The sequence below is a fragment of the Crossiella sp. S99.2 genome (genome assembly GCF_023094165.1).
Lineage (GTDB): Bacteria > Actinomycetota > Actinomycetes > Mycobacteriales > Pseudonocardiaceae > Crossiella.
Genome location: NZ_JALMDK010000005.1, coordinates 501,281 through 508,689, shown reverse-complemented (window position 1 = coordinate 508,689; position 7,409 = coordinate 501,281). Strand labels below are relative to the sequence as shown.

The 7,409-nt window shown below is 68.3% G+C and carries 3 protein-coding genes; 2 read left to right on the top strand and 1 reads right to left on the bottom strand.

What is annotated here, in order from left to right; all coding sequences use genetic code 11:
• The first annotated feature begins 93 nt into the window (after positions 1 to 93).
• Both MZC64_RS22055 and MZC64_RS22050 read left to right on the top strand, forming a co-directional pair.
• Positions 94 to 948, top strand: a complete 855-nt coding sequence (locus tag MZC64_RS22055) for a metallophosphoesterase (protein WP_247758477.1) — start codon at positions 94 to 96, stop codon at positions 946 to 948.
• Positions 945 to 1,589 (top strand): 4'-phosphopantetheinyl transferase superfamily protein, encoded by a 645-nt coding sequence (locus tag MZC64_RS22050; RefSeq protein ID WP_247758478.1) that lies wholly within the window; start codon positions 945 to 947, stop codon positions 1,587 to 1,589. The genes MZC64_RS22055 and MZC64_RS22050 overlap by 4 nt, the downstream gene beginning before the upstream one ends.
• A 60-nt stretch (positions 1,590 to 1,649) precedes the next feature.
• Here MZC64_RS22050 and MZC64_RS22045 read toward each other — a convergent pair whose 3' ends face one another.
• Complete coding sequence (locus tag MZC64_RS22045; protein ID WP_247797730.1) at positions 1,650 to 7,190, bottom strand: SdrD B-like domain-containing protein; 5,541 nt, start codon at positions 7,188 to 7,190, stop codon at positions 1,650 to 1,652.
• Between the last annotated feature and the right edge of the window lie 219 nt (positions 7,191 to 7,409).

Below are 7,409 nucleotides of genomic sequence, written 5' to 3'. Positions count from 1 at the left end.
GCCGACAATGCCTTACCAAGCCCGGAGACACAACTCACAGAGAACTTTTCTAAATAGGATTTCTCTGGTTCCGCTCACCTTTATAGTGTTCGTGTGGCTCCCCCCGAACCGAGACTGCTCGCCGTCAGCGACCTGCACGTCGCCTATCCGGAGAACCGGACGATCGTCGAGGAGCAGCTGCACCCCGGCCATCCCGGCGACTGGCTGATCGTGGCCGGGGACGTGGGCGAGCTGTACGCCGACATCGAGTGGGCGCTGACCCTGCTGGCACAGCGGTTCGACACGGTGATCTGGGTGCCCGGCAACCACGAGCTGTGGACGCCGAAAGAGGATCCGGTGCAGCTGCGCGGGGACCAGCGCTACCGGCGGCTGGTCGAGCTGTGCCGCGAACTGGGTGTCTACACCCCGGAGGATCCGTTCCCGGTGTGGCGTGGCGCGGGCGGCCCGGTGGCCATCGCGCCGCTTTTTGTGCTCTACGACTACACCTTCCGCACCGACCCGGCCGACGACAAGGCCGCCGCGCTGGCCAAGGCGCACGCCGCCGGCGTGGTGTGCACGGACGAGTTCCTGTTGCACCCCAACCCGTATCCCAGCCGCGATGCCTGGTGCCGGTCCCGGCTGACCATCACCCAGCGCAGGCTGGACGCGCATGATGCGAGCCTGCCACTGGTGCTGGTCAACCACTGGCCGCTGGTGCGTGACCCCACGTTTGTGCTGCGCTACCCGGAGTTCGCGCTGTGGTGCGGCACCGAGGGCACCGCGGACTGGCACCGCCGCTACCGGGTGGCCGCCGCGGTGTACGGGCACCTGCACATCCCGCGCACCACCACCTACGACGGGGTGCGGTTCGAGGAGGTCTCCATCGGCTACCCCAGGGAGCGGAAGATGTACGGCGGTCTGCCGCGCGGCCCGCTCCGCCAGATCCTGCCAGCGGAGGAGAATCCGTGATCAACCGCCTGTTGTCGGCCCCGGTCGTCGCCGTGCAGACCAGGGTTGACCAGTCCACTGTGGACCTGTTCCCGGCCGAGGAAGCCTTGCTGGCCAAGTCGGTGCCCAAGCGGCGCGCGGAGTTCACCGCCGCCCGCTGGTGCGCCCGCCAGGCCCTGGCCGCCCTCGGCGAGCCGCCCGCGCCGATCCTGCCGGACGAACGCGGCGCGCCGCAGTGGCCGACCGGGTTCGTCGGCAGCATCACGCACTGCGCCGGATACCGGGCCGCCGCGGTGGCCAGGAGCACTGACGCGCACAGCCTGGGCATCGACGCCGAACCCAACGAGCCGCTGCCCGAGGGTGTCCTGGAAGCGGTGTCCCTGCCCGAGGAACGCACAATGCTGCGGCGGCTCGGCGTGGATCGTTCGGTGAGCTGGGACCGATTGTTGTTCAGCGCCAAGGAATCGGTGTACAAGGCGTGGTACCCGCACGCCCGCAAGATGCTCGGCTTCGACGAAGCCCGCCTGGCCATCGCCCCTGACGGCACCTTCACCGCGACCCTGCTGGTACCCGGTCCGATCGTGGCCGGGCAACAGCTGACCGGCTTCACCGGCCACTGGCTGGCCGAGGACGGGATCGTGCTCACCGCGATCAAGCACTGACGACAAACCGGGCCAGTGTCCACTGTGGACACCGGCCCGGTTCGTCACTCGGTCAGCGGATCAGCTGCGGCGCCTCCGTTTCCGGAAGGAGCCCGCTACCAGTCCGGTGCCGCCCAGCAGGAGCAGCAGGCCCCAGGCGAGTAGCGGCGCGGTCTCGTCACCGGTGTCGGCGAGCTTGCCGGTGCCCGGCTTGGCCGCGTTCACGGTGATCTCGACCGTGCCGGTGTTGTTGGCCAGGTTGGTTTCCACCTGTCCGTCAAGAGGTTTGGTGGTCGCGGTGCTCACCAGCGAGGTCCCTGGGGTCTTCGCGGCGGTCACCACCGTCACCGGCGGCGTCTTACCGCCCGGGAGCAGCACGTCCGGCCGGGTGCACACGACCTCCTGGCCGTTGACCTGGCAGGTCCAGCCGTCCCCGGTCACCGAGGTGATGGTCAGGCCCGGCGGCACGGTCTGCCGGTACTCCTGGCCCTTGACCGGGGTGTTGCCGGTGTTGCTGACCACGCCGGTGTAGGTGACCTGGTCGCCAGGGTTGGCGGTCGGCTTGTCCACGGTGAGGTCCACCGCGAGATCCGGCTTGGCCTTGACCAGCCCAGCGTCCACATCGGACCGTTGGCTGATCTTCCCGTCGGTCACCGCGATCACGATGACAGGGGTGCGGCCGGTGGCGATGTCCGGATCCGACCCGGTGCCATCGGTTCCCTTGCCCGCCATCGTGAACGCCTGTCCAGCAGGCAGCTGGACGGCGACCTGGTAGCTACCGGCCGGCACATCGGTGAACTGGTACTTACCGTCGGCCCCGGTGGTGGTCTTGGCGACCTCGGTTCCCTTGTCGTCCAACAGGATCACCGTCACCCCGGCGACGCCCGGCTCACCCGGGTCCTGCACGCCGTCGGCGTTGGTGTCCGACCAGACGAAGTCGCCGATCGCACCGAGCTGCTCACCGAAGTCGGCCTTGCCGGTGCCACCCGCGGGCACGGTCACCTTCACCTCGTTGGGTGTGGTGGTGCCGTAGCCGCTGGGCTGGGTCTCCCGCACGGTGTAGTCACCGGGCGGCAGACCGGGGAAGGCGTAGTTGCCGGAGGCGTCGGTCTTGGTCCGGCCGACCTCCTTGCCGTCCTTGTCCAGCAACACGATCTCGGTGCCGGACAACCGCTTCGACTCAGCGGGGTCGATGACTCCGTCGCCGTCGGTGTCCACCCACACGGTGCCGGTGATCGCGGCCCCGACCTCACCGAAGTCGTACCCGGTGGCGGCAGTGCCATTGGGCAACGTCAGCTTGATCGAGTCCGGCGGCACCAGCGTGCCACCCGCCGAACCGAGGGCGTCCTTGCCATCGGTGTAGTCCGCGGGCTGGGTTTCGGTGATGGTGTAGTCGCCGCCGAGCAACCGATCGAACAGGTAGTCGCCCTTGGCGTCGGTGGTGGCGGTCTTGATCGTCCCATCCGGTCCGGTGAGCGTCACCTTCGCGCCGGGGATGCCGGGCTCGGACGGGTCCTGGACGCCGTTGTTGTTGGTGTCCACGTACACCGTGCCCGCGATCGAGGACCGCTTCTCGGTGAACACGTACCCGCTACCGCTCTGTCCGGGCGTCAGCGTGATCCCGGTGAACGTGTCCGGCTGCTGCGGCGTTCCGCCGGCGGATCCCGGGGTGTCCGGGCCGTCGCCGAACCCAGGCGGCTGGGTCTCGGTGACGGTGTAGGTGCCGGGCGGCAGGTTCGGGAAGGACCAGGTGCCGTCCGGCTTCGTGACCGTGGTGGTGGTCTTGCCGTCCTGATCCGTCAACGTGATCGTCACACCCGGAATCGGCGTGCCGTCGTCCTCGACGACCTTGCCGGAGATCCCGGCCGGGGGCAGCTCACCGAAGTCGTAACCGGTCGCCGCCGTCCCACCGGACAGGCTGATCGCGGTGACCGCGTCGTTGCCGACCGTGCCACCCGCCGAACCCGCCCTGTCCTTGCCATCCAGGTAATCCACGGGCTGGGTCTCAGTCACCGCATAGGTTCCGGACAGCAGCCGGTCGAAGACGTACTTGCCGTCCGCGTCCGTGGTCGCCGTCTTCGTGACCGGCTGCCCGTTCGCATCCGTACCCGTCAACGTGACCGTGGCACCCGGGATCGGAGCCTCACCGGTGTCACGCACGCCGTTGTTGTTGGCGTCGGCGTACACCTGCCCGGCAATCGAGGACCGCTTCTCGGTGAACACGTAGTTGGTGCCACTCTGCCCGGACGTCAACGTGATCCCGCTGATCGTGTCCGGCTGCTGTGGCGTGCCACCGGCGGAACCCGGGATGTCCGGGCCGTCACCAAACCCAGGCGGCTGGGTCTCGGTCACCGTGTAGGTACCCGGCGGCAGGTTCGGGAACGACCAGGTGCCATCCGGCTTGGTAACCGTGGTGGTCGTCTTGCCGTCCTGATCCGTCAACGTGATCGTCACACCCGGAATCGGCGTGCGGTCATCCTCAACGACCCGCCCGGAGATCCCGGCCGGGGCAAGCTCGCCGAAGTCGTAGCCCATGCCCGCACTGCCCGCGGGCAGCTTGACATCGGCCACCTTGTCGTTGGTGACGGTGCCACCGGCGTTACCGGCCTTGTCCTTGCCGTCCAGGTACCCGGCGGGCTGGGTCTCGGTCACGGTGTAGTTGCCGGACAACAGCTTCGTGAACTCGTAGTAGCCGGAAGCGTCCGTGGTCGCCGTCTTCGTGACCGACTGCCCGTTCGCGTCCGTGCCGGTCAAAGTGACTGTCGCGCCACCGATTCCGGTCTCGCCGCTGTCCATGACGCCGTTGTTGTTGGCGTCCACGTACACGTGCCCGCCCAGCGTGGACCGGGTTTCCTTGAACACGTAGTCAGTGCCGCTCTGCCCTGGCGTCAACGTGATCCCGCTGATCGTGTCCGGCGGTTGTGCCGTGCCACCAGCGGATCCCGGGGTTTCCGGGCCGTCGCCAAAGCCAGGCGGCTGGGTCTCCGTCACCGTGTAGGTGCCAGGCGGCAGATTCGGGAACGACCAGGTGCCATCCGGCTTGGTAACCGTGGTGGTCGTCTTGCCGTCCTGATCCGTCAACGTGATCGTCACACCCGGAATCGGCGTGCCGTCATCCTCGATCACCTTGCCGGAGATCCCGGCCGGAACCAGCTCACCGAAGTCGTACCCGGTCGCGGCGGTGCCGCCGGGCAGGCTGATCGCGGTGACCGTGTCGTTGCCGACCGTGCCACCCGCTGAACCCGCCTTGTCCTTGCCATCCAGGTAACCCGCGGGCTGAGTCTCAGTCACCGCATAGGTGCCGGAGAGCAGCCGATCGAAGCTGTACTTGCCGTCCGCATCCGTGGTCGCCGTCTTGCTGACTGGCTTCCCGTTCGCGTCCGTACCGGTCAAAGTGACTGTGGCACCGGCAATCGGAGCTTCACCGGCATCCCGCACACCGTTGTTGTTAGTGTCGGCGTACACCTGCCCGGCGAGCGAGGACCGCTTCTCGGTGAAGATGTTGCCGGGCGCGTTCTCACCGGGGTCCAGGGTGATACCGACGATCTTGTCGGGTTCGGTCGGCGTGCCGCCGCCCGGCCCTGCGGTGTCGGGGCCGTCGCCGAATCCCGGTGGCTGGGTCTCGGTCACCGTGTAGGTGCCCGGCAGCAGGCCGGGGAAGGACCAGGAACCGTCCGAAGTGGACGTTGTGGTCTTGCTGACCGGGTTGCCCTCGGAATCGGTGCCGGTCAACGTGATCGTCACACCCGGGATCGGGGTGCCGTCGTCCTCGACCACCTTGCCGGAGATCCCGGCCGGTGGGAGTTCGCCGAAGTCGTAGCCGGTGGCCGCCTGGCCGAGGGCGAGGTTGACCGCGGTGACCGTGTCGCTGCCGACCGTGCCACCTGCCGAACCCGCCTTGTCCTTGCCATCCAGGTAACCCGTCGGCTGGGTCTCGGTCACCGCGTAAGTCCCGGGGCGCAACCGGTTGAAGGTGTAGGCGCCGTTGGCGTCGGTGGTCGCGGTCAGGCTGACCGGGTTGCCCGCGTCGTCGGTGCCGGTGAGCTTGACGGTCGCACCCGGGATCGGGAGTTCACCGCCGTCGCGGACGCCGTTGTTGTTGGCGTCCACGTAAACCTGGCCCGCCAGACTGCCGGTGGGCAGTTCGGCGAAGTTGTTGCCGGGGCTGGATCCGCCTGGTGGCAACGTGATCGTGAAGATGTCGTTGCCGCTCGGGGTGGCGTTCGTGCCCGGTATGTCTTTGCCATCGTGGTAACCGGGTGGCTGGGTTTCCTTGACCTGGTAGGTGCCCGCGGGCAGGTTCGGGAACGCGTATTTCCCGTCCGCGCCGGTGGTCGTGGTCAGGTTCACCGGGTTCCCGGCCAGGTCCTGACCGGTCAACGTGACTGTGGTACCGGCGATTCCGGCGTCATCGGGGGCGTTGAGCACCCCGTTGTCGTTGCGGTCGCTGAACACCGTGCCGGAGATGGCGCCCAGCGGCGGGCGATAGCCGAAATCCGCGGTGAGCACGTTCTGCCCGGCCTTCAGGTCCACCGTGGTCTTGTTGTCCTTGGTGGCGTCCGGATCCCCGGTCTGGGTGTACCCGGCAGGCAGGGTGGTCGGGTCCACCCGCACGGTCCAGTTGAACGCGGGCAGCTGGTCGAACAGGTACTTGCCGTTGGCGTCGGTGGTCGCGGTCTGCACCACATTGCCTTGCGGGTCAAGGAGTTGCACCTTGACGCCGCCGATGCCGGGCTCACCGGGGTCCTGCACGCCGTCGCCGTCGACATCGGTGTAGAGGGTGTCGCCGATGCTGCCGATGCCCATGCAGGTGGTGAAGAAGTTGAGCCGCACCGCGTGGCTGTCCGAGACCGAGTTGGCCGGGGCGGTCAGCGGCGGGATCGGTGGCGGGTAGCTGGGTCCGGCCTCGGCCGCCTCGTCGTCGGGGCCGTTGGAGTAGGCCAGCACGAACTCGGTGACCGGCTCGTTTGTCTTGCCGCGCAGGGTGCCCGCGGCCGCGTCCGGGGTGACGTCGCCGTTGACGTTCTGCTGGTAGGGACCGCCGACCGCGGTGCCGCCGGTGATCACCGGACGGGCGCCGCCCGCCGGGGTCAGCGTGACGCCCACCGGCAGGCCCTGGCGGTTCGCGGTGAACTGGATCTGGTCCTGGAAGGAGTTCCAGGGCTCCTCGTTCGGGGAGTTGCCCAGGCCCGCGTAGTCGATGTCGCCGACGGAGAAGTCCGGCAGCAGCACCGGGTGGGAGAACTTGAACCGGAACGTCATGGTGTCGCCGACGTTGAGGCTGTTCATCTCGATGGTGAGGAAGCCGGCGCCGAACGCGCCGTCGGTTTCGGTGTAGGTGCGCGGATCCCAGCCGAACAAGCTGCCACCCGAGTTGGCCTCACCGGTGTCCTGCAACGGGTTCGAGTCGTCGCCGTTGCGGTTCGTCGGGTCGCTGAGGCTGATGTCCAGGTTCAGGCCGGAGCCGGCGATGTTGGTCGCCGAGGTGCTCATCGAGTTGCGTGGCCAGCGCACCGCGCCGTTGGCGCCCCAGGTGATCGGCACCGCGGTGGTGCCGGTGGGACAGACCGGCGGCTGCGCCTGCGCCACCGGTGGGGCGATGCCGCCGCCCGCGACGGTCAAGCCGCCGACCAACAAGGCCGGCGTGATCCCCGCGGCCACCCTGCTCCGCCAGCGTCTGTGCCGCCGGCCTTCACCACTGGACACCGAGATCCTCCCGTACGCTCACCACGCCACGGACGGCGCGCCGGGACGATCATCGGGGCTGCTAAACCACTCCTCGCCCGGAGAACCCCGAATGGGGAACGCGTTCGCCTTGTCTGATTACCGTGAAGCGGGGAT